Source organism: Paenarthrobacter sp. Z7-10, assembly GCF_026932795.1.
GTDB lineage: Bacteria > Actinomycetota > Actinomycetes > Actinomycetales > Micrococcaceae > Arthrobacter_M.
The window spans coordinates 1-20,696 of record NZ_JADPVH010000065.1; the positions used below are offsets into that span (position 1 = coordinate 1).

Here is a 20,696-nt window from a genome sequence, read left to right on the forward strand (position 1 = left end):
GACCCACGGAACGCCGAGGTAGTTGGCGGCACCGTCGCTGAAGTTCAGCGTGGCAGTGGAGCCGCCTCCGCGGGCATAGACGTACAGTGAGGTGGTCACCCGCAGGTACGCCTGGTCCGCACCGAGCAGATCCGAGTAATAGAGCGTCCGCCAGCCGTCGAAGCGGTCGTTGACGTTGATGTTGTCGTTGCTGAGGTCGAACACGTTGGCCGAGCCGGTGGCTTTGTAGTTGTACTGGTAGCCCACCGCCGAGAGATCAATGCGGGCGTGCGCCTCCTTCGAATCCCAGAAGCCGTCGTCCGCCCGCACAATGTAGAACCCGTTGAACGGTACGGACACGGTGTGGGAATAGTTGCGGTTCTCGGTGGGCCGGTAGGTGAACCACCAGTCCATGTACACAGTGAAGGATCCGGCACCGGTTCCGAAGAGTCCGGAACCGCCGCCGTTCGCGACGACCGAGGCATCAATGCTCCCCGGGTTGTATCCCTGCCAGTAAATGCTGCCGTCCGAACCGTGCAGGGTGCCGTAATACGGGGTGTACCAGCCCAGCGCCGCCGCATTGATGGCGCCCAGACTTCCCGTCCCGGACCCTGGATGCAGCGTCGTGGACCTCTCCGCCGACGACGACGCCGCCATCTTCGCGCCGAATGCGGCGTCTCGTTCCCTGGCTTTGGTGCTCAACTCTTCGTGGGATTTCTCCTGGTTCTTGAGCACATCGGCGATGTCCTGGGGCAGGCTGTCCGCCAGCTCCGCCAGCCGGTCCTGTCCGTTGCTCTCCACGTCCCGCAGCTGATCCGACTGCGCGCTTTGCAGCCGCATAACTTCCTCGCGCCGCTCGGCCACGAGTTGTTCGAGCACTCTGTCGGTCTCTGTCTTGATCTTCTTCATTGCCGTTCCTTACGTTGGGTGCTGAGTGGTTGTTTTCCTGCACGTGGTGCGTCCGCTTCGGCCGGCCTTGTCGGGCTGGAAGGGCCAGGCGGTGATGTCACTCTAGGAAAGGCCCGATTATCGGCGCGTTACTGGCGCCTCGGGACTCCTGTCCGCTCCGGCATATGCGGCTGTAACGGTCGGGTAATGGAGTGGCGGGTTGACTGTTCCCGCCAGTATTCCCGGGACAAATCCGGACAGGGCGCAGACCTGCACCGCCGTCCCCCAGTGAAGGAGATAGTCATGACCGAGCCAGCCGCCCGCCCGCACTGTGATTTGAAGCCACGTTCCGTTCCAATGCTGCGGCCGGACCTGGCACCCAATCGGGCCAGGCTCATACGCCTGTTAGCCAGTAAGTGGGTGAACGGCACACTGCTGCACTACTGGTTCCTGGACGGACCGGAGCCGCAGCGCCAGGCCGTCCGGAACGCGTTCAAGGAGTGGAAGGACCTGCCCATCGGACTGGAGTTTACGGAGGTAACAGATCGCAGCGAGGCGGAGGTGCGGATCGGATTCGATCAGGCCGACGGATCCTGGTCTTACGTGGGCCGGGATGTGCTCGGCATCGCCGCCACCGAATTGACGATGAATTTCGGCTGGGACCTCACGGACGACTACGGCCACACGACGGCGCTGCACGAAATCGGCCACACCTTGGGCATGCCGCACGAACACCAGAACCCTTTCGCCGGCATCGTCTGGGATGAGCCCAAGGTCTACAGCTACTTCGAGGGCTCACCCAACTTCTGGTCGGCCGACCAGACAACCCAGAATGTGCTGAAAAAAATTGATGCCAGCGAGGTGGAGGGCTCCAGCTGGGATCCGGATTCCGTGATGGAATATTGGTTCCCCGCCGGACTGATCAAGGAACCGGCCCGGTTCCAGGGCGGCCTGAATCCGGCCGGCGGCCTTTCCGGTGCGGACAAGGAATGGGTGAAGAAGTTCTACCCGGCCATGGGCCAGAGCCTGCCGGTGCTGCAGCCGTTCCAGTCCGCGCCATTGTCGCTGGCCGCTGGTAGCCAGGCGGACTTCAGCATTGAACCAACGGAATCCCGCAGCTACCAGCTGGCAACGTTCGGCTCGGCGGATACGGTTTTGGTGCTCTTCGAGAAAGTGGGCGAGGAGCTGCGGTTCCTCGCGGGCGACGACGACAGCGGCACCGACCGCAACGCCACCATTTCGGTCAAGCTGTTCCAAGGCCGGAACTACGTGGCCCGGATCCGGCTCTACTGGGCGGGTGCGTCGGGGCAGACGGCTGTCATGTACTGGTGAATCCGGCGCTGGCTCGGGCCGGGGGTCCAGCGTTCAAGGAAACTGGCTGGACCGGGTCAGGCCTCCGGCGGGACCGGGTCGGCGGACTCCGGGGCATTGGCCGCGGCGGCGGCCGTGCTGGATGCGTCGGCAGCCAGCGTTTTGCTTCGGCGCGAGAGCTGTATGCCGATGGCTGCGGGAATCACGGCTAAGGCCGCAACCCGCATCCATGGTCGGTCAAAAAGGTGGCCCGTAAGGGAATCAAGGGAGACTTTGCCCGCCCCTCCCAAGGCGAAAGACACCGCCGCAAGGCCGAGGACCGCTGGATATTCCAGGCCGCCGTCGGTGGCGAAGAAACCGTTCGGCGCGTGCACGCTGGCCGCCACTCCCATCGTGGTCGCCGCTGCGGCACCGGCGGCCGGTGTGGCCAGACCCAGCGCGAGGGCGAGTCCGGCGCCCGCTTCTCCCAGCCCCGCGAGAACCGCACTGGATTTGGCTGGGCGGAAACCCATGGCATGCATGCCCTGACTGGTACCTTCGATGCCGCCGCCGCCAAACCAGCCGAAGAGTTTTTGTGATCCGTGCGCCACGAGAACGCCACCAAGGGCGACCCGGAACAGGGTCCGGGCGGCGGTGGTGGCGGAGCTGTTTGTCGCGGAACTCATGGGAGTCCTTCCTGATTTGAATGGGAGCGGGGTGCGGTAACACTCGTGCGGGTGTTTGCTCGGGTCCGGCGATCAGTGCGCCGCCATGGCGGCGAGCATGGCGTGCGCAATCTCGGGGTGGACGATGTCGCTGTGGTTGGCCACGACGTCATCAGCGCGAAGATTGTACATTTTTCCCCGCTCGAATGTGTAAGTGTTTTCGACGCCGAGCAGTACTCCGGGTACTGACTCGGCCGTGTGCTGCGCGCCGTTGCGGCCCAAGCCTCCAAATGGATCGTTCTCGTCCCCCACCGCGGCGGCATTCGTGCCGGAAATCAGGGAGGCGAGCGGATAGGCCAGCCCAACGGCGCGGTCGTTATGCGTGTAGCTGACGAGGGCAGGCCCTTGGATCAGTCCATCTGCCAGCACTCGCCGGAAGGCTCCCACACCTCCCTTGCCATCGAAGTTGGCGCTGAATCCGTTATGCGAAAACGCGGCCTGCAACAGGACCACGGAGTGTGGTTTGATGGCGGAAGCTGTATCCGATCCGGCCACAGCCGCCGTTACCAACCGGGCTCCGAAACTGTGTCCCACCAGATGGATCCTCAGTCCGGGACAGGCCTGGACAAGTTCACGCAGCATCGGATTGACACCCGAGGCGCCGGTTGTTCCCGCACGGTCCTTCATTTGGTAGAACGTCGCGTAATTGAGCAGGTTTCGGGCCGCTGCCTTAATGCCGGTCAGGAAGTCGCCAAAGCCTGCCGCTCCACCCGCCGGAGTGCTGTCATCAAGATCGGCCGCTCCGCCCAGCCCGTCCAGCGCATCGTCCCCGCTGCCGGAATCCGGACCGGGAACGTTCGTTTCGTCCGTGTCCGCCGGATTACCGAGGCGCTCCAGCAGATCCAGTCCGGACAGCTTGAAGAAGGTGTTGGACGCGTCCTCCCGGGAACCCTCCTTAGCGTCCGCGCCGAGCAGGGACCGCACTTGATCAGCAAACTCGGTTTGCGCGTGCGGGCTGTCCTCCAGCTTCGGTATCAGCGCTTTCAGTGACTCCAGCTTCTGGCGCTTCTCCGCGTCGTCGAAGATTTCCGCGAGTGTGCCGATTTGGTCCAGCAGATCCTGGTCCGTGACGGCCTCGGACAGGGAAGCGGCCGCGCTGTCACCCAGCTGCGCATCGGCGAACTTTTTGGAGGGCCAGATTATGCCCGCCACAATGCAGTCCGCGGGGCCCTGAAGACCATGTCCGGCATCCATCTCACTGCGCAGCTGTGCCAGCAAGCCGGTGTAAAGTCGCAGCGCCTCCTCCGAACTGTTGTTCCAGCCGTGCGCCAGTACCAGCAGGTCCGGCGGCGTACTGCCCGCGAGCAGACGGTTTTTCAGCGCCGCAGCTTGCTCCGAGGACGCGATGGCGCCGTCCTTCGTGAACTGCACCTCAAAGTATGGGAATCCTGACAGGTCCGGCATTTTTCCTCCAGCGTTCTACAGTCAGTGTTATGCATGCAGTGTTATGCATGCAGCGTTATACGGACAGTGTTATAGAGACAGCGTCATACGGACAGTGTTATAGAGACAGCGTCATACGGATTGAATGGCACGCATAAGATCGACGATGCCGTGCCCTTGGAAGTTCCTGTCGCGTTTGAGATCTGTTGCCGACGAAACGAAGATTTCCTTCACCTCATCGGTTTTCCCGATGTATTCGCGTCGGACCGACAGGAATGCCGCGATGACTCCCGACACATGCGGCGCCGCCATGCTGGTGCCGCTGTCCTCCACGTAGTCGCACTGTTTCACCTGGGCCGCCCGTTTGGCCTTCTCCTTGGAGGCGCCGGCGGCACAGGACATGATTTTCTCCCCGGGAGCAACCAAGTCCGGCTTCAGCCGGCCGTCCCCCGTCGGGCCCTTGGAGGAAAAATACGAAACGCCGTAGACGTGCGGGCTTTCCCGGTGTGTGGACCCCACAGTGATGGCGCGTTCGGCGTTTCCCGGATCATTAATGGTGAGATCCAGACCTGCGGCAACCATGCCCTTGAACTTGTCCCGGTTGTAGCCGTAGCCTGTGTTACCCGCCGCCACCACAACCACCACCCCGGAGCGGACCAGCAGATCGACTTCTATGCAGAGCGGACTTTGACCGCAGGCGAACCACTCCGGCTGAAACTCATACCCCACACTTAGATTGACACCGTGGATTTGAATGTTCCGGCCGTAGCCGTTGACCTGCTGTATTTCCTCCAGGGCCGCGATCACCCGGCTGACCCGGCCCTGCCCCTTGTCGTCAAGGACCTTGAGGCTGAGCAGTTTGCACTTGGGCGCCATTCCACTGATGGCGGTGATCTCAGTGGGATCGTAGGCGGTCTCGCCGTGCTCGTCCCGCCGCTTGGCCATCGCGTATATTTTTTGTCCCTCCGCCATGGCTCCGGCGATGATCCCGGCCACATGCGTTCCATGACCGAATTCGTCGCTGAGAGGATTACCCGAGTCGGTGAAGTCCCGGTGCCTGAGTGGCAGTTTGAGCCGAAGGTTGTGGTATTTCTCGAAGTGCGGGTGCTTTTCGTCGATGCCGGAATCAACAACGGCCCAAACGATGTTTTCGCCAAATGCCGAGAATGACACCCGGGCGGCGTCAGCCTTCACGGTGCTGACGGATTTGTTGGTGAGTTTATTGATCTCGAAATCTGGCCAAATCCTGAAGATGGACCTGCGGTTTGCCTGCACCGATTCGCCCGTTGCCGGTTGACGGTCCAGCTGCACCAGGGCGCTGATGACGGCGGGCTCGAGCTGGGCGACGACGTATTGGCTGTTCATCGGGCTGACCGCGTCGATGCCCTGTCGGCCCTTGTCCTGTCCAGCGCTCTCGATGGCCCGTGGGATCAGGGTGCGCAGCAGGTCCGCGGCTTTGTCGCGGCCGTGCTCGTGTTCGAGGTTGAGATCGATCATGACGTCCAAAAGCGGCGGAACATAGTTCGTTCCCGCCGCTCGCGCCGCGGCGGAACGCTTGAGCTCCTTTCGAATGATCCGCAGGAGCGGAATGGCAATGGCGGTGCTGTCAAGAACTTCGGGTGTGAAGCCCCTGCGCTTGTTCCGGGTATCCGAGTCGGGCAATTGACCGTCATGAGCGCCGTCGTCGGCAGCCCCCGATTCTGATGTCGAATCCATCCGATTCCTCCGCCCGGGCCAGTTTTCGGTACCTCACTCAGTTCCGGCGCGTCCGCACGACGGGTGGGCGGCTGTCCGTCGGATTTCCGGGCGAAAGTAACGGGTATCCAGAATGTAGTCCTCCGGCGGTTGAAAGTCGAGGCCTCGGGGACCGGATGACGGTGTGCGGGGATGGGATGGAGGAGGGGATGCTTGGCGATAACAAAAAGCCCGGCAAAGGCCCAGCTTGGAAGTCTGGCGGTCGACGGCGAACCTCGCGCCAGGGCGCGGATGTAGGGCGATGGTTCCTTCGACGTGGCCGTGCTCTGCAACCGACAGTGGCGGCCATCGCGGTGGTGCAGGCAATCCAGGATGCGGCTGCATCTCGGCGGTACACTCGGCGCCCCGGCTCTGTGGCTGAAGAGAGAGTTGAGGTTGAACTGAAGGAGCCGGCATCCCGCGAACCGGGTGCCGGCTCCTTGGGAGCCTCTGGCGTTTAGCGTTTTTGCGTTGTCCTGGTGCGGATCAGCGCGGTGATTCCGGCGATCAGGCCGAGCAGGCCCGCGATGAGTCCGATCCAGGCGGGGGTGGAGTTGGTGTTGGTGGATGTGGTGGACGCAGCGGGCGCTATCTGGTCCGCGGTTGCTTGGCTTGAAGCTTGGGCAGTTGCCGGATCGCTGGCGGCAGGGGTGCTGGGCGCGGCGCCGTCTTCGGCCGTTGTAACGAAGGACGGTGCGGGGTGCTCAGGTTCGGCCTGTCCGTCACTGGCTTTCTGGTCCCATTTGACGATTGATCCGTCGGTGTAGGTTTGGGTCGCCGGAAGGGTGACGGTGGTGCCGGCGGCGGGCAGCACACCGACGGACAGGGAGAAGGCTTGGTACTGGTTTTGGCCGAGTTGGTGGGCCGCATCCGCGGTCCAGACGATGGAGCTGACGGCTTTGGTCACGGTGCTGCCCTTGATCGTGACCGGTTTGGGCAGGTCGCTGGTGATGACTTTTTCCGTCCAGCCCTCGAGGGGTTTGACAGAGACCGAGGTGAAGGGGGTGTCGGTGGGCAGTGTGACTTGGACCTTGCTGGTTTTGGCCGCGGGGGATTCGTTCGGCACATTAAAGGTCAGGTGGGTGTAGCCGCCGGCAGCGGGATCGTCCGCGGCGACCTTAACATGGGCGGAGGCCGCGGAGGCACCGAAGGCCAGCAGGGCTGCGGTGGCCACGGTGGCGGCGGTGGTTTTGAGGGCGCGGTGCAAAGAGGTATTCACGGGAGTTGCCTTTCACGGGGGGACCGGCGGGACCGGCCCGTTCACGTCGGGGGAGGGGTGGAAGCTGCGGGCTCGCGGCCGGCACCCCGGGACCTTAGAAAGACGGGGTGTTCAGGCCGATTGGGGCAGGGCAGGTGGACCGCGCAAGGCGGGCAGACGCCAATGCCCGTGGCCGGTCGGGCGCGGAGAGTGGGCGTGTCCGGTTGGGACCGTGGGTGTGTGGACGATGACTGGTCGGTGCGCAAGGCCGAGAAGTGGCCGCAGGGCTTCGACGAGGTTCCACAGGGTCTGTTCGCCGCGCGCCAGCAGCGCCGCGGTGGCGATGACTGCCAGCAGGTGGGCGCCGATCATGGCCGGACCCCAAAGCGGTGCCATCCCTGTCCCCGGCATGAGCACGGCCATCACGGCCGCGGTCGGTGTCCCGCCCCAATCGGGTTCGACGCCGGGCATCATCATGTCCGGCATGGCGGAAGCGGGCAGGCCAGCCATAGCAGGACCCGTCGGGACCTGCCGCGTCAGGCTGCAGAAGGCGGTGTGCAGGACGAGCTGACCTGTTTCCAGCAGGGCCAGCAGCACGGGAAAAGAGAGTTTGCTCCGGGTCAGCAGTGCCACCGGAATCAAGGTGATGGCCGCCAGGGCTGCCATGATGGCCGGGCCGGGCAGCTGGCCGCCTGCAGCGAGGTGTCCTCCTGCGGCCAGGGCCAGGATGGCGAATCCGACAATCCCCACCCGCAGCAAACGGAAAGGAGCGGCAGTCATGGCCATTACCTTCCCTCGTCGTCGGCGGTTTATTCCCGCAACTGCCCGCCCGTGTCAGTGGCGGATTTCTGCCCGCGTGCCAAACCTCGGCCCGCATGGATGCTTTCCCATGGTCTCATTGCCGTCCTCCCCACCGTGCCACGACCTGCTTAAGGGCCATCCAATGGGAAGGATCACTGAGCATTCGTAACCGGTTCGTGTTTCGATGGGTCAGCAATGGCCGTACCGGGATGGCAGTGGATTCCATAAGCCGGAGCTCACAGTTTCGCCCCGGCCGGCGTTTGCACTATGTGCGCCGATGAAGGTTGCCGACCAAGCAATACGGGAGTTGCCGATGAAGGTTGCCGACCAGCAAGATGGGAGTTACTGGTGAAACAACGTGGTCGACGCGGGGTCGGAGTATTTGCCAGTTCACGATGCTGGCTCTGGTGTGGGGTGCCAGTTTCCTGTTCATCAAGATCGGGCTGCAGGGATTGTCACCGGCACAGGTAGTGCTTGGGCGGCTGCTGTGTGGGCTTGCGGCATTGGTGGTCGTTTCGCTGGTCAGCCGCCACGGGAACCGATGGTGTGGGCGCATCTGGCTGTGGTTTCAGCACTGCTGTGCGTCATTCCGTTCCTTCTCTTCGCGTGGGCCGAACAGCGTGTTCCCTCGGGGCTGGCCAGCATTTACAACGCAGCGACTCCCTTGATGACCACCCTGGTTGCGCTCGCCGCATTGGCCACCGTCCAGGTTGGGCTGGGCGCAGCGATTATGCTGGCGCTGACTCCGTTCACCCCATCGGCGGCGATCAACCTGACGTGGCCGGTGATTGGCAGTGTCGCCGCCCTGGGGATGTTCGGGACCGGGCTGGCGTATGTATGGAACACGAATGTTGTCGCCGCCTGGGGCGCCACCAACGCCTCCGCCGTCACCTACCTCACTCCGGTTGTCGGAGTGGCGCTGGGAGTCGTGGTGCTGGGCGAGACCGTGAGCTGGAATGAACCCCTTGGAGCCTTTATCGTGATTATCGGAATTGCCGCCGAACAAGGACGCTTTCCGGCCTTACGTCCAACGACCCAGCCTGCCCGTACGGTTTCCGCGCCAGGGGCCGACGCCGGTCAGCAGCAGGATCGCTGATGCGGTGCGCCTCATTCCGTCCGCCACCAGGATGCGTGCGAAGCACGGGCTGGGGTCACGCTCCAGCGGTGGATGCCCGCTGGGGGCATCCACCCCACTGTCGTTCGGTCCCCAGATCAGCCGTTGGACCCCGGAGTCCCGCGATGGCCGTCGGCCGGGCCGCCGGTTTCCGTGGCGGTCACCCTAAAGGACGCGTCGAGTTTCACGGTGGCAGCGGTTCCGGCGGAGGTCAGTATGTGAGCCTCATAGGTTGCGCCTTCAGCATCGTTTTCCAGTCGCTGGAAGGTGGCCCCGGGCTCCGCTGCCAAGACGGCTGCCTTGACCTTGGCTGCGGTGCTCCCAGTCAGCAGAACCTCTGTGACACCGTTGTTCCGGTGCCCTCCTTTCGAGGGATCCGGTGCGGAATCAGGTGCGGAAGGTGCCGGATCGGACGCAGACCCGGAGCCTGAAGCGCCCGGGTCGCTGGAGGCGGCCGCAGATGGACTGACCGTGGTGGTTCCGGCTGCGCTTGCCGGCAGCGCCACGGCACTGAGCGCCCCTGCGCCGAACAAAGCTGCGAGCGCGAGCCCTGTCAGTGCTTTCTTCTTGAGGTCTTTCACGAGGTACTCCTTATGGTGGTGAATTCCCTGGATGGAAGGGAGTAGTACCATCGTGGTCCGGCAGTCTATGGAACAACTTTAGTTTTCTTGTGCAGAGGCTGTGCGGCTGCGGTGCCGCTGCCCGAGGGAAGCCGGATGGCGAATTGCGTCCGTCCCGGCTTGCTGGTGAGTTCGATTCGGCCGCCGTGAGCCCTGACGATGGCGTCAACAATTGACAGGCCCAAGCCGGTGGTGCCCGCTGTACCCGAACGTGCCGCATCAGCACGTGCGAAGCGGTCGAAGATTTTGTCCTGGAAGTCCAGCGCTATGCCTTGGCCAGTGTCCGTAACTGTCACGAGCGCGGAACCGTCGGCGATCCGGGTGACCGAAGCAGTGACGCTGGTGCCGGGGTCCGTGTGCTTGTATGCATTGGTGAGCAGGTTGATCATCACCTGGCGCAGTTGGTTCTTGTCGCCGCGGACCTGGATCGGCCCGTTGGGCATGTTGAGCCGCCAGCGGTGGTCTTTGGCCATGACCTGGATGTCGCCGACACTTTCCATCACAATTTCTGCCAGGTCCAGCTGCTGCAGGTTCATTGCACGTCCCTCATCCAGCCGGGCCAGCAGCAGTAGATCCTCCACCAGTGATCCCATGCGTTTGGACTGGGACTCAACCCGGCTCAGCGACTTCGTGCCCTCGGGACTGAGCCGTTCGGTCATCCGCATCAGCTCCGTGTAGCCGCGGATGGCTGTCAGCGGCGTCCGCAGTTCGTGGCTGGCGTCGGCAACGAAGCGGCGGACTTTTGTTTCGCTGCGCTGCCTGGCCTCCAGGGCATTGGAGACGTTGTCCAGCATCTTGTTCAGCGCGTAGCCGACGTTGCCCACTTCGGTGCCCGGATTGGCTGCGGCAGGCGGCACCCGCAGCGCCAACGCCACCTCACCGGCATCGAGGGGCAGCTCTGATACGCGTGTGGCGACGTCCGAGAGCTGCTCGAGTGGCTTCATAGCCCGGCGGATAACGGCCGTCCCGGCCAGGCCCAACGCGAGCAGACCTGCCAGCGAGACCAAAACAATGGTCCAGACCAGTGCTGCCAGGATCTTGTCGTCTGCCGCCAGCGGTAAGCCCGTGACGATGACATCCCCATCCGGAGCTGCACTGGCCGTGAGCCTGTACGCGCCGGCGGAGAGCGCCCGATCCACCAGCGAACCATCCGTGGGCACCGCAGCCAGAATGGCCGCATCTGCCCGGGTGAGCGGAGTCCGCGTCAGGTCAGGGGCCAGCATCCCGGCACTGGCGAGAGTCCCATTGGAAATCCTCGCATTCAGTTGACCGACCCCCGTTCCGCGGGCGTTGAGCAAATCCGGCGCAGCGCCTTCGGAGCCATGCTGCGGAGACTTGTTGCTGAAGTCGGTGGTGCGGCTGGCGGCCTGCTGCAAAGTGGCGTTGAGCTGGGCGTTCAGCGAGACGCTCATCGCCGTGTAGCTGACCACACCCACGATGAAACAGATGGCGGTCAGCAGTCCCATCGTTGCGAGCACCAGTTTGGTGCGCAGATGCCACCGTCCCCACCTCATCCCGTGCACCCGTTCTGAAGGCAGGACAGGACCGAACCTCCGGCTCATTGCTCCGCTGGTTTCAGGACGTAGCCTGCGCCACGGACGGTGTGGATCATCGGCGGTCGATTGACTTCGATTTTCTTCCGGAGGTACGAAATGTAGAGCTCGACGATGTTGGCCTGACCACCGAAGTCGTAATTCCAAACCCGGTCCAGGATCTGGGCCTTGCTGAGCACGCGCCGGGGATTTTCCATCAGGTACCGCAGCAGCTCGAACTGGGTGGTGGTAACGGGTATTGTCTCGCCGCCTCGGGTTACTTCCCTGGTGTCCTGGTTCATGACCAGATCCCCAACCACCAGCTCCGCAGCGTCGGCGGCCGCCACTCCGGACCGTTGCACGATGCGCTGCAGCCGGAGCAGGACTTCCTCCATGCTGAAGGGTTTGCTGACGTAGTCATCGCCGCCGGCTGCCAATCCGGTAACCCGATCCTCGACGGCGTCCCTGGCCGTGAGGAAAAGGGCTGGGACCCCCGGGGCGAATTTGCGGATCTTGCCCAGCAGTTCCACGCCATCGAAACCCGGCAGCATGACGTCCAGCACCAGTACGTCGGGGCGGAACTCGCGCGCGACCCTGACCGCATGGTTGCCTTCATGGGCCACCCGCACCTCCCAGCCGACCATGCGGAGCCCGATTTTCATTAGATCGGCCAAGCTAGGCTCGTCGTCGACGACCAGCGCCCTGATGGCTGATCCGTCGGGGTGGGTCAGCAGTGGAAGATGCGGGCTGAAGGAGCGGGAAGTGGCCATGCTCCAACCTTCTGGGAAGTGCCATGGCCGGAGCTGAGCTTTGGCTGTGGAGCGGCTGTGAGTGCTTAGACGTACATCACGCCGGCGGCGGACACGACGGCGGTCGGCTGTGGCGGAGCCGGACACGACGGCGGTCGGTGCAGGGCAGGGAACTGCCCGAACTCGCTAGGGTGGGTGGGATAAGGCACGTGGCACAACCACTGGAGGTACACAAATGTCTGAGTCGATTCCAGCAACCATGCGGGCCGTCGTCGTCCACGGACCGGGGGACTACCGGCTCGAACAGATCCGCGTTCCAGTCCCGGGCCCCGGCGAGATGCTGATGCGGGTTGAGGCCGTGGGGGTCTGCGCCAGCGATTTGAAGTGCTACCACGGTGCTGCCAAGTTTTGGGGCGATGAGCACCGCCCGGCCTGGGCGGAGAAGGGCCGCACCCCGGGCCACGAGTTCGCCGGGACCATCGTGGCCGGCGATGAGCGGGCCTTTCGCCACCACAACGTAGCGGACGGCGACCGGATCGCCTGCGAGCAGATCGTGCCCTGCTGGGAATGCCGCTACTGCAGGATGGGGGCCTACTGGATGTGCGCCCCGCACGACATGTTCGGCTTTAAGGGCTTCGACGGCGCCATGGCGGAATACATGCTGGTTCCGGAGCGTGCGATCGCGCACAAAGTGTCCAAGGATCTCGCACCCCAGCACGCCGCATTCGCCGAGCCGCTTTCCTGTGCCATGCACGCGGTGGAACGGGCAGACATCCACTTTAACGACATCGTCGTCATCGCCGGAGCCGGCCCAATCGGCCTGAGCGCCATTGCCGGCGCACGGGAAAAGAATCCACTGAAGATTATCGCCTTGGACATGGTGGAGGAGAAACTTGATCTGGCCGCCAGATGCGGGGCGGACGTGACATTCAACATCAGCCGGGTCGATGCCGTTCAGCAGATCAAGGACCTGACCGAGGGCTATGGCGCCGACGTTTACATTGAAGCGACGGGCCACCCGTCCGCCGTCGCCCAGGGCCTTGACCTGCTGCGCAAGCTCGGCACCTACGTGGAGTACTCCGTGTTTAAGGACCAGGCGAGCGTCGACTGGTCGATCATCTCCGACGATAAGGAACTGAATGTCCTGGGCGCACACCTGGGCCCGCACTGCTGGCCGGCCGCTATCAAACTGCTTGAGGATGGGAAGTTGCCGATCGAGGATATCTGCACGCATCAGTTCCCGCTGGAGAAGTTCCAGCAGGCGCTGGACCTGGTAGGTGATTCCTCCGGCGATTCGGTCAAAGTTTCCATACTGCCCGGTCTCGGTTGATGCGCTCGCCGTGCCTCGCCGTCCCGGCTGGAGCGTTCGTGACGTCGCGGCGCACCTGCTCATGCCGTACGAACTCTCGGTGCCCGGGTTTGTGGTCCGGCTGATCGCTGCCCGATTCAACTTTGATCGCCTCGCCGACCGCTGGGCACGCCGAGATCGGCGAACCGGTCAGGAGCTGATCACCTCGCTGGCCGCCACCACATCCGTGAAGTTCAACGTGCCCGGGGCCGGAGAAACCGCTCCGTTGTGCCACCTTCTGGCGCATGGCGAAGACATCCGGCGGCCGCTGGGCATACGGACCGAAACCAATGCCGAAAGCGCCAACGCTGCATTGCCCGAGCTCGCGCGTTTCGCCAAGTCCGGGCTGGTCGACGGATTGCAGTTTCGCTCCACCGACACCGGCTGGTCATCGGGCGGCGGACTTCCCGTTGCCGGTACCGCGTCCGCCCTCATTGTCACGCTCTCCGGGCGCTCGGCGGCGATCGATGAACTGACCGGAGAGGGTGTGGAGAAACTGCGGAGCCGGCTCAGCCGGGAGTCCGCAACTTAGCTGGTGGTTGCCCAGACTGGTACCTGACGCTCAGCTTTGTTGAGACTGGGATCCGGCTATGTCGTCTGCTTCAGGAGAAGCCGATTGTGGCGCTAAGGCTCCTCGGGAGCTTTGACGCCACCGGTGCCCCCCTCTGTTCCCGCCGGGGCTCCTGGTTTAGGCGGCCGTTGTGGGAAGGTCTGCCTCATCGTCTGGAACTGGTGTTGGATCGGGATCCAACTCGCGCCGTCGCGCGTCCGCAGTGGCGCGCTGGGCGGCGCGTTTACGAACCGGTTCCATACGAACCCGCGGGGCCACGCCTTGAGCACGGTGCATCACGGCACGGCGGGCCGCCATGGAGGCGTCTTGCGGCTCGCTCACCCGCCGATTTCCACCTTTTCCCGCCGCGTGTCCCGCTGCCGGTCCGAGGGGCGGGAATCGGGCGCGCCAAGTCTCGGGGATCAGCGTCAGGTAAACGGGGTGGGCGAACATGTATTCCCGGATCAGCGGGCAGAACGGCAGGACAGCAACCCGGCTCCGATAGGCGTCCTCCATGGCACCCTTAATCAAAACAGTCACGGGAACATTGGCCGTACTGTTAGCCACCTCCGCAGCGGCACTCTTGACCATGACAGTGCTGAGAAACCAGAGTTCTTCGCCACTCATCCGATACTGGAGGAAGCAGATAAGAGCACCGTTATCGTAAAGTTCGTACCGGCTCGTGGACCGATTATTCTGGATGGCCGGCAACGGTGCCTCCCGGTGTCGACGCATTCCGGGTTTCCTCGCGCGCGTGCAGCTCGGCGGCTGCTTGGTCATAGCCGGCGCGGATGTCTCCGGAGGGAAAATCGCTGTCGAGCCGGCGGTACAGCCGGTCGCACAGCGCGAGTAAGTCGGCGGTGCTCAAGGATGCCGGATCCGCGGAATGGATCAGCCCGGCGCTCACGACGCCCGTTGCCCGAGTTGAGAGAGTTGCGGTCATGCCGCCACCTCGATGGGGATTGTGGTCTCGGGAGGGCAAGCGGGAAGGACCGCGGGCGAGGTGATGGTGAATGACACGTCACCACCAGCGGCTTTCGGTTGCCGCCCGGTGCTCAGCAGTTGCAGTGCCCGCAGGCCAGCGAGGTCAATATGCTTGGCTTGCTGCAGGTCGACTTTCACGCACAAACCCTCCACCAAGACTGCCGCGCGGCGAATAATGGGCAGAAGGGCCGGACAGTTGCTCTCGGTGAGACAACCTGAGACTTCGAGAACGGCAGCGGTGGAATCGACGTCGAGCCGAACGAGTACATGCAGTTTGTGGTCCACGGGGTACTCCGAAAATGAAGGTTCCATGGCCACCGTCTTGAGCCACAGAAAGACTACAAGGCGAGGCCCAGCGCATGCAAGTAGCATGCAAGAGGCTCGCCGGCGGCCGGACCGCTGCAAAGCCAGCGTCGTCGTCGTCGTTCCCGGCTCCGGCTGGTTGAGGCAGGCTTCGCGGCGGTTGAGGCAGGCTTCGCGGGCGGTGAGGAGGCGGCGGGGAGGCGGGCCGCGGGGAGGAAATGACTGACAATGGTGCTTGAGCTAGCCTGATGAGCATGGATGGCGAAGTAAGGATCCGCCCGGCTGCCGCCAACGATGCGGCGATCTTGGCGGCTGCAGCTTTTGAGGCGATGAATTGGCGTGGGGACGGGCGGCTCACCCGCGAACAGCTCCACTCCAAACCAGAACTGTCGCATTACCTCGACGGTTGGATGCGCGGCGGGGACTTCGGCGTCGTCGCCGAGACAGAGGCAGGAACCGGCGTCGGTGCGGCATGGTGCCGAACCTTCACTGCCGACGATGCGGGTTAAGGTTTTGTGGCCGCCGATATCCCGGAACTCACCATCGGCATGCTGCCGGACCACCGCGGCGCCGGCACTGGCACCGCGCTGATGACAGCGCTCCTGGCATTGGCACGTTCGCACGGGCTGCGGGCAATCAGCCTCAGTGTGGAGGACGGCAACCGCGCGCGGGCGCTTTACGACCGTTTGGGCTTCGTCAAGGTGGGCCGGAACGGAGGCTCGGACACCCTCTTGGTGCGGCTGGCACCTCAGTCCTGAGCGCCGTCGACCGTTCCCGCTCCGCCATCGTCCCGGAGCATCCGAGGGAACCAGGGGTACCGGAACTCGATGGACGTCGAAGTTCGCACCGAAGGACTCCCGCCGGTTTCCACCATCCGGCACTTAGCCATCGTTTCCGGCCGCCTTACACTGTAGCTGCCGGGAACTGCTTCACCGGGGCGTTCCCAAGGGCAGTCAAGGAGGAACATGACGGTCTGGACCTGTGCCACCTGCGCCATCGAACATGCGGATACTGCGGCACCGCCGGCAATTTGCGGGATCTGTGCGGATGAGCGACAGTTTGTGCCGCCCGGCGGTCAGCGTTGGACCACAAGGCAGGAGCTTGAATCCGCCGGCCATCGGATCACCGTGCGCGAACTTGAGGACGATCTGTACGCCGTCGACTGTGAACCGCGGCTGGGAATCGGCCAGCGCGGGCTTTTGCTGCGCACCCGGCACGGTAATTTGCTCTGGGAGCCACCCGGATTCATCGATGCTGCCGGCGTGGCAGCCATAGCTGCCCTTGGCGGCATCGCCGTCATCGCGGCAAGCCATCCACACCTGATCGGCTCATCGATTCAGTGGAGCCATGCCTTCGGCGGCGCGCCCGTTTATGTTGCCGCCGCGGATCAGGAATGGATCAGGCGCCCGGACGCCGTCATCCGCCTGTGGACTGGCTCCTGCGACCTCCTTCCGGGCGTTCGCATGCATCAGTGCGGCGGCCACTTCGCCGGCAGCAGCGTGATCCACTGGCACGACGACGACGACGACGACGGCCGGCACGACAGCGACGGCGGCTGGCACGACGGTGGGGACGGCGACGGTGGCCGGCACTACGGTGGGGACGGCGATGGCGGCCGGCACGACAGTGGGAACGGCGACAGCGGACCGCACGGCGGCGGCCGGCCGGGCGTGCTGCTGACCGGGGACACGATTGCGGTTGGCGCCGACCGCAAATCGGTGAACGCCATGCGGAGCTACGTGAACAATATCCCGCTGTCGGAGCCGGCCGTGCGCAGAATCCTCGATACCGTGATGCCACTGGAATTCGACCGGATCTATAGTGCCTTTGCCCGCATTGATTCGGCTGCCCACGATGTTGTGGACATGTCGCTCCGCCGGTATATCCGGTGGATCCGCGGCGAGGCCGATGCCGGAGCTTGAACCCTAACGGCGTTCTGCCCACAACGCGCTTAGACCAGCGGCAGCGTTCCAGCTTCATCCGCCGGGGTTCCAGTTCGGCGCAGGCATTTCACAACTACGCCACCCGAGAGGCCGTTCGCAGCACCGGGATTTGCCCGAATGCTTGCGCAATCGGAATTGCCGATGCGGCCGCCCAAGCCTGTGGCCTGCAGGAGGCAGGGTAGGGTACAGGCGGCCACACCTCATTAACGCCGTGGCCCGAGAAAAGCTCCGGAAGGCGCCAGTCGAACCCGTCGGCGGCCTTCAACAGACCCTGCGCGAGAGTCAGCGCTTCGGCCGTATAGCCGTCTGCGAGCAGGCCGCTGATGATGACAGCTGTGTCATGGGTCCAGACCGATCCGGCGTGATAGCGGGTGGGCCAGTAGGCGGCGTCCTTGGTCGATACGGTGCGGATACCGAAGCCGGAGAACATAGCCGGGTCCATCAAGCGGCGCACCACGGTCCTGGTTTCTTCGGGATTAAGAATTCCTGTTCCCAGCAGATGGCCCATATTGCTTGCCACCGAGTCAACCGGACGTTTGGCCGCATCCAGGGCGATGGCGGGATATGGTCCATCCTGGTCAGTGCACCAGAAGCTGGCGCGGAACCGTTCCGACATGGCATTGGCGTAGCGGCGCCACTGCTTCGGGGTATTTCCCGTCTGGTTGTCCTCCATCCCGAAGGCTTCCAGCAACGTGGCGCCGGCCTGAGCTGCTGCATAGGCATAGCCTTGGACTTCGCACAGGGCGATGGGCCCATCGGCCAATCGGCCGTCGCGCCAGCGGATGGAATCGCCGCTGTCCTTCCACCCTTGATTGGCCAATCCGTGCCCACTTGTATCCAGATATTCCAGGAATCCGTCTCCGTCGGAGTCGCCAAAGTCGCGCAGCCATATCAGGGCCCGCTCCAAATTTGGCAGCAGCGCCTTCACTTCAGCTTCAGGCAGGCCGGCCTGCCACGCATCGTGCAGCACGACAATCCAGAGCAGTGTGGCGTCTATGGTGCCGAAATAGACCGGTGGCAGGGAAAGACTGCCGGCGTCAGAGATCACGCCGGCATCCCGACGTATCTCGTGCAGGATTTTCCCTGGTTGCTCCGCCGTCTCCGAATTGGTCACAGTGCCCTGTCGGCTGGCCAATGCGCGCAGGGTGCCCCCTGCCAACATGGTGTCGATGGGCAACAGCATCCGGGCGGCAATGAGCGAGTCACGTCCGAACATTGTAAGGAACCATGGCGCACCCGCGGCCAGGAACGTGTCTTGCGGGGACGTTCGGTCGGCGAGCCGCAGTGCGTTGAGGTCGCTGATGGCGTGACGGAGGAGTTGGGACAGCGGATCACCAGCCCCAGTGTGCATCTCCAGGGGAGCGGTGCTGGGGGCGATCATCGGCGCGCTGGCGTCACGAATAGCGATGGTCCAACTGAATTCCGTTCCCCCGCCCGCCGGTACGTCGACATGCCAAGCCAGCGTGACGGCCGATCCGGCCGCGTTGATTTCCGGATTCCCGCTGGTGCCGAGAGCCAGTTCGGTGGTTTCGTCGCGCCACTGCCAACCGCAGGCTGCGGCTGCGACCGGTCCGGGCGAATGTTTGCCCTGCTTGATTTCCGCAATGGCGGAATCGTCCGCGCACAGGCGGATCAGCACCGTGAAGCCTGTTGCTGTGTCCAAGGCCGAAGCGATCTGGAACCGCTCCGTTATCCCTGCCGGCGTCGCAGTCCGGGTCCTTCGAAAGGACACGAGGGGGTCCGCGACGGCTGCCTCAGTGTGGAGAAAGCTGAGGTAGCTCACGGTATCCGCCGATGACGTTTGTGTTGACACCCACTCCGGTTCGACGCCATTGACGCTGACAACTGCCTCTGAAACAACACGTGTGTCGGAGCAGTAGATACCCTGTGCGCCAGACCCGCGGATTTGTCCGTCCGACGCGGACCATGCCTGGATGGGCGCGGCGATTACGGCGGACAGATCATGCAGGTAGGGCTGTGGGGGTGCCATGGGTGGTCTCCTTACGACGGCCGCTGATCCCCGCTGACATGAATCAGGAGGGATTTGGCGGGAACCGTTGACAGACTATTTGAACGTTCATATTCTTTAGGAAATCATGGCAGAAATCGTGCAGCAGCAAAAGCCCCGGTAATCACGAGGTCAATTGATGTGGTCAGGAACGCGGTCAAGGGGGAGCGCAGATAATGGCGGAACGAGTGACTTTGGTGACCCTCGCAGCGGAATTGGGCGTTTCCCGGCAGACCATTTCCAATGTCCTCAATGCCCCCTCCCGGGTCAAGGAGGAAACCCGCGTCCGCGTGGTGGAGGCGATTGCCCGCAGCGGCTACCGGCCAAATTCGGCAGCCCGGCAGTTGCGGAACCGTACGTCAATGAACCTTGGCATGCGTCTGCGGCCAGCAGCCAGCGACGGCGTAAACGGTGCAGTGCTGGATGGTTTCCTGCACGGCCTCACTGAAGCGGCCCAGGATCGCGGCTACCGGCTGACGCTGTTCTGCGCCGATACGGACGAGCAGGAAATCCACCGCTACGAGGAATTGCTCAGTGTTGCCGATCTTGATGGCTTCGTCCTCACGAGCACCAACCGCGATGACCAACGGACCGTCTGGCTCACCGAACATGAGGTGCCGTTCGTCACCTTCGGACGCCCTTGGAATACCGCGGGAAAACCGGTTCTTTCCCAGCACTCGTGGGTGGACGTTGATGGCCGGAGCGGCGTCCGTGAGGCGACGGAGCATCTCCTTGCGCAAGGGCACCAGCAGATCGCGTTCCTTGGCTGGCCCGCGGGGTCCGGCGTCGGAGACGATCGCTGGATGGGCTGGGTGGAGGCCATGACGGCTGCCGGCATCCCGGATGGTTGGTCGGCACTGCGCTGTGCCGGCGATGATTCCGTCCCCGCCGGGTCGACAGGCGCCGCCGAACTGTTGGGCCGTGGCGCCACGTCGTTCATCTGTGCCAGTGATTCGCTGGCACTGGGCGCCAGCGCATACCTTTGGCAGTCGCACCATCCGGACGCCGCTGCATCGGTTATCGGCTTCGACAACACGCCGGTTGCCGCCGCCGTGGGAGTGTCGAGTATCTCCCAACTCGTGAGGGCTGCCGCGCGCGAAGTCATCAGATTGATGCTGCGCCAGTTGCAGGAACCCGGAGGCCGTCCGGAACCCGTCCTTTTGGCACCGAAACTCGAACTCCGTGACCTGCAACGTTTTACCCAGTAATTTTACCGATAGGAAAAAGGATCAGACAATGAAGACTGAAAACACTCCAGCCTGGAAGCGCCGCACATCCCCGCGGCTGGCACTGGCCACGACGGCGGTGGCGGCACTGATGCTCACCGCTTGCGGCTCGGGATTCAGCGGAGCCAACAGTTCGCCGGGTGCCACAAAAAGATGCCGGAGCGCCGATAAGTGGCTCTTCAGAATTGAGAGTGTAGTTTCGGTCTGAATCCGCCGGATTCCATAAGGGATCTGGCGATGTAGTTGGTGAGGTTCCGGAAGCCGAGGGCGGAGCCGCGCAGGTGTTCGAGTCTCCCATTGATCGCTTCGGTGGGGCCGTTC

The 20,696-nt window shown here is 63.6% G+C and carries 23 protein-coding genes; 8 read left to right on the top strand and 15 right to left on the bottom strand.

Features of this window, described 5'->3' with window-relative positions; all coding sequences use genetic code 11:
• The coding region (locus IV498_RS15985) for a hypothetical protein (protein WP_269048085.1) at positions 1–888 on the bottom strand (888 nt) is incomplete at its 3' end.
• Between the two features lie 282 nt (positions 889–1,170).
• Here IV498_RS15985 and IV498_RS15990 point away from each other — a divergent pair.
• A complete protein-coding gene (locus IV498_RS15990) occupies positions 1,171–2,199 on the top strand; it encodes a M12 family metallopeptidase (protein ID WP_269048086.1) in 1,029 nt (342 codons plus the stop codon).
• Between the two features lie 56 nt (positions 2,200–2,255).
• Here the strand turns inward: IV498_RS15990 and IV498_RS15995 are convergent, their stop codons facing one another.
• The 5 genes from IV498_RS15995 to IV498_RS16015 form a co-directional block, all read right to left on the bottom strand.
• A complete protein-coding gene (locus tag IV498_RS15995; protein WP_269048087.1) occupies positions 2,256–2,843 on the bottom strand; it encodes a DoxX family protein in 588 nt (195 codons plus the stop codon).
• Positions 2,844–2,915: 72 nt separating this feature from the next.
• The gene (locus IV498_RS16000) at positions 2,916–4,286 is read right to left on the bottom strand and encodes a hypothetical protein (protein ID WP_269048088.1); all 1,371 of its coding nucleotides are present in this window, start codon (positions 4,284–4,286) and stop codon (positions 2,916–2,918) included.
• Positions 4,287–4,397: 111 nt separating this feature from the next.
• A complete protein-coding gene (locus IV498_RS16005; protein ID WP_269048089.1) occupies positions 4,398–5,981 on the bottom strand; it encodes a S8 family peptidase in 1,584 nt (527 codons plus the stop codon).
• Positions 5,982–6,456: 475 nt separating this feature from the next.
• Positions 6,457–7,218 (bottom strand): YcnI family copper-binding membrane protein, encoded by a 762-nt coding sequence (locus tag IV498_RS16010; protein ID WP_269048090.1) that lies wholly within the window; start codon positions 7,216–7,218, stop codon positions 6,457–6,459.
• A gap of 111 nt (positions 7,219–7,329) precedes the next feature.
• Positions 7,330–7,977, bottom strand: coding sequence for a hypothetical protein (locus IV498_RS16015; RefSeq protein WP_269048091.1), 648 nt, complete (start codon positions 7,975–7,977; stop codon positions 7,330–7,332).
• A gap of 562 nt (positions 7,978–8,539) precedes the next feature.
• On the opposite strand from IV498_RS16015, the gene IV498_RS16020 reads away from it, so the two are divergent.
• A complete protein-coding gene (locus tag IV498_RS16020; protein WP_269048092.1) occupies positions 8,540–9,094 on the top strand; it encodes an EamA family transporter in 555 nt (184 codons plus the stop codon).
• A 116-nt stretch (positions 9,095–9,210) separates the two neighbouring features.
• Here the strand turns inward: IV498_RS16020 and IV498_RS16025 are convergent, their stop codons facing one another.
• From IV498_RS16025 to IV498_RS16035, 3 genes are all read right to left on the bottom strand, one after another.
• A complete protein-coding gene (locus tag IV498_RS16025) occupies positions 9,211–9,693 on the bottom strand; it encodes a hypothetical protein (RefSeq protein WP_269048093.1) in 483 nt (160 codons plus the stop codon).
• A gap of 65 nt (positions 9,694–9,758) precedes the next feature.
• Positions 9,759–11,246, bottom strand: coding sequence for a sensor histidine kinase (locus IV498_RS16030; protein ID WP_269048094.1), 1,488 nt, complete (start codon positions 11,244–11,246; stop codon positions 9,759–9,761).
• A 44-nt stretch (positions 11,247–11,290) separates the two neighbouring features.
• A complete protein-coding gene (locus tag IV498_RS16035) occupies positions 11,291–12,034 on the bottom strand; it encodes a response regulator transcription factor (protein ID WP_269048095.1) in 744 nt (247 codons plus the stop codon).
• A gap of 214 nt (positions 12,035–12,248) precedes the next feature.
• Between IV498_RS16035 and IV498_RS16040 the strand changes: the two genes are divergently transcribed.
• Both IV498_RS16040 and IV498_RS16045 read left to right on the top strand, forming a co-directional pair.
• Positions 12,249–13,343, top strand: a complete 1,095-nt coding sequence (locus IV498_RS16040) for a zinc-binding dehydrogenase (RefSeq protein ID WP_269048096.1) — start codon at positions 12,249–12,251, stop codon at positions 13,341–13,343.
• A 10-nt stretch (positions 13,344–13,353) separates the two neighbouring features.
• The gene (locus IV498_RS16045) at positions 13,354–13,893 is read left to right on the top strand and encodes a maleylpyruvate isomerase family mycothiol-dependent enzyme (RefSeq protein ID WP_269048097.1); all 540 of its coding nucleotides are present in this window, start codon (positions 13,354–13,356) and stop codon (positions 13,891–13,893) included.
• 156 nt (positions 13,894–14,049) lie between these two features.
• Here IV498_RS16045 and IV498_RS16050 read toward each other — a convergent pair whose 3' ends face one another.
• The 3 genes from IV498_RS16050 to IV498_RS16060 all read right to left on the bottom strand — a co-directional run bounded on the left by IV498_RS16050 (position 14,050) and on the right by IV498_RS16060 (position 15,180).
• Positions 14,050–14,538, bottom strand: coding sequence for a hypothetical protein (locus IV498_RS16050; protein ID WP_269048098.1), 489 nt, complete (start codon positions 14,536–14,538; stop codon positions 14,050–14,052).
• A gap of 64 nt (positions 14,539–14,602) precedes the next feature.
• A complete protein-coding gene (locus IV498_RS16055; protein WP_269048099.1) occupies positions 14,603–14,854 on the bottom strand; it encodes a hypothetical protein in 252 nt (83 codons plus the stop codon).
• Complete coding sequence (locus IV498_RS16060) at positions 14,851–15,180, bottom strand: hypothetical protein (protein WP_269048100.1); 330 nt, start codon at positions 15,178–15,180, stop codon at positions 14,851–14,853. Before IV498_RS16060 ends, IV498_RS16055 begins: the two co-directional genes overlap by 4 nt.
• 266 nt (positions 15,181–15,446) lie before the next feature.
• Between IV498_RS16060 and IV498_RS16065 the strand changes: the two genes are divergently transcribed.
• The 3 genes from IV498_RS16065 (at position 15,447) to IV498_RS16075 (ending at position 17,120) form a co-directional block, all read left to right on the top strand.
• Positions 15,447–15,707 (top strand): hypothetical protein, encoded by a 261-nt coding sequence (locus IV498_RS16065; protein ID WP_269048101.1) that lies wholly within the window; start codon positions 15,447–15,449, stop codon positions 15,705–15,707.
• 6 nt (positions 15,708–15,713) lie between these two features.
• On the top strand, positions 15,714–15,956 hold the full coding sequence (locus tag IV498_RS16070; protein ID WP_269048102.1) for a GNAT family N-acetyltransferase: 243 nt from the start codon (positions 15,714–15,716) through the stop codon (positions 15,954–15,956).
• A 207-nt stretch (positions 15,957–16,163) separates the two neighbouring features.
• Positions 16,164–17,120, top strand: coding sequence for a hydrolase (locus IV498_RS16075; RefSeq protein WP_269048103.1), 957 nt, complete (start codon positions 16,164–16,166; stop codon positions 17,118–17,120).
• A gap of 94 nt (positions 17,121–17,214) precedes the next feature.
• On the opposite strand, the gene IV498_RS16080 is transcribed toward IV498_RS16075, so the two are convergent.
• Positions 17,215–19,131: a glycogen debranching N-terminal domain-containing protein gene (locus tag IV498_RS16080; protein ID WP_269048104.1), complete on the bottom strand. Its 1,917-nt coding sequence runs from the start codon at positions 19,129–19,131 to the stop codon at positions 17,215–17,217.
• A 206-nt stretch (positions 19,132–19,337) separates the two neighbouring features.
• On the opposite strand from IV498_RS16080, the gene IV498_RS16085 reads away from it, so the two are divergent.
• Positions 19,338–20,357 carry a LacI family DNA-binding transcriptional regulator gene (locus IV498_RS16085; protein WP_269048105.1) on the top strand — a complete coding sequence of 340 codons (1,020 nt, stop codon included), beginning with the start codon at positions 19,338–19,340 and terminating at the stop codon, positions 20,355–20,357.
• Positions 20,358–20,378: 21 nt separating this feature from the next.
• Here the strand turns inward: IV498_RS16085 and IV498_RS16090 are convergent, their stop codons facing one another.
• Positions 20,379–20,522, bottom strand: coding sequence for a hypothetical protein (locus IV498_RS16090; RefSeq protein ID WP_269048106.1), 144 nt, complete (start codon positions 20,520–20,522; stop codon positions 20,379–20,381).
• 32 nt (positions 20,523–20,554) lie between these two features.
• Positions 20,555–20,696: transposase (locus IV498_RS16095; protein WP_269048067.1), on the bottom strand; the 142-nt coding region annotated here is incomplete at its 5' end.